Source organism: Halomonas sp. Ps84H-12 (assembly GCF_024124725.1).
GTDB lineage: Bacteria > Pseudomonadota > Gammaproteobacteria > Pseudomonadales > Halomonadaceae > Vreelandella > Vreelandella aquamarina.
The window spans coordinates 1-1,532 of the sequence record NZ_JAMXSJ010000087.1 but is presented as its reverse complement, the minus strand read 5'-3'; the positions used below and the strand labels follow the sequence as shown (position 1 = coordinate 1,532).

The 1,532-nt window shown below is 63.1% G+C and carries 1 protein-coding gene; it reads right to left on the bottom strand.

What is annotated here, in order from left to right:
* Positions 1-232 precede the first annotated feature (232 nt).
* A complete protein-coding gene (locus NH344_RS18100; protein WP_082051511.1) occupies positions 233-1,438 on the bottom strand; it encodes an IS110 family transposase in 1,206 nt (401 codons plus the stop codon).
* Between the last annotated feature and the right edge of the window lie 94 nt (positions 1,439-1,532).

Below are 1,532 nucleotides of genomic sequence, written 5' to 3'. Positions count from 1 at the left end.
TACATGTGATTGTCCTCAATGCCTACGGCTCAGGAAGCGAGGGGCTATCAGCGACGGTGGATCTCTCTGGTATTCGTGGGTTGGGTACCGACCTGTCATCACTTCGTCGCGGAGCTACCCTGGTCTACAAGCGAGGGTCACTCCGCCCCGGAGGGCGGAGGCCTCATAGGAGGGTCAGGGGGTCTCCCACCGGCCCGACGCTCCCTGAGCCGTAGGCACTGGGACGCGAGGATCATGCGGTAGCCCGGCTGCCATGCGGCTTGCCCATGGCCTCACAGGCAATCGCCCACAGGAAACCAGCCAACTCACGCGCCACCGCGGTGGTGACCTGCTGCTTGGCTTTGCCCGTGGCGGACAGGCGACGGTAACGCCCGCATAAGCGCTTCTGCGCTTCCCAGGCGATCGCCTGCACCGTTGGCGAGGTCTTCTCGGCGCGCTGCTCAATGATTCGTGTCTTGCGGGCCGGGAAGCGGTAGCTCCAGGCGGCTTCCACCAACACCCGTCGCACGTGGCCATTGCCGGTCTTGGTGATACCGCCCTGCCGCCGGCTACCACCGCTCGAGTGCTCGCTGGGCACCAGCCCCAGGTAGGCCATCAGTTGGCGGGGCGAATCGAAGCGCGTGATATCACCGAGCTCCGCCAGCACCGTCATCGCAGTGATCAGACTAACGCCGCGCATCGCCTGAATCGACTCGACCACTGGCGCCAGTGACCAGGTGGGCAAGGCGGCTTCCATCTGCTTCTCCAGACCGGCCACCCGACGCTGGGCCTCCTTCACATGATCTACATACTCTTGCAGCACGATCTGCTGAACCGGGGTGTCGAAGCGAACTGTTTCCTCCAGCCAGCGAAAGTATGCCGGCCCCCATTTGCTCTTGCCGGGATAGATCTTGCTGTGTCGTAACAGAAAGGCGTTGAGTCGCTGTCGAGCGCGGAGTTCGCCCGCCTTCATGTCCTCCCGAGCGCGGGTCAGGTCACGAATCGCCTCTTGTTCCGGCGTGGGCACCCACACTGGGGTCAGCTCACCGGAGCGCGAAAGTCGGGCCAGCATCTGCGCATCTCGCCGATCGGTCTTGATACGGTCCCCGGCACGCTGGGGAATCAGGGTTGGAGCGACAACCTCGCAGTCATGGCCGCTGGCCTGGACCTGGTGATAAATCCCATAACCACAGGGGCCGGCCTCGTAACTGAACAGCAGGGGCTGCCCAGCGAAGCGCTCGCTCAGCTGGCGAACCAGCTTGTCGATGGCCTTGGGTTCGTTGGGAATCTCACCGCGGAACTCGGGCGCCTGGCGCCCGATCTCGGCGATGGCCACCGAGATGCTGACCTTGTGCACGTCCAGGCCAATATAAGCGGCATGGACGTTGCCGGCGGCGCTGACACGCTGGGCAACGGCCCGCTCGACAACAGCTTGCTGAGTTGCGTTAGACTGTTTCATGACCTGCCTCCCTCAATAGTGGCTCTGCATTTTGGTCCCTACCTCAACGTAATCCACGACGTTGAGGAGGGGCAGGTCAATCCATGATGTCTAC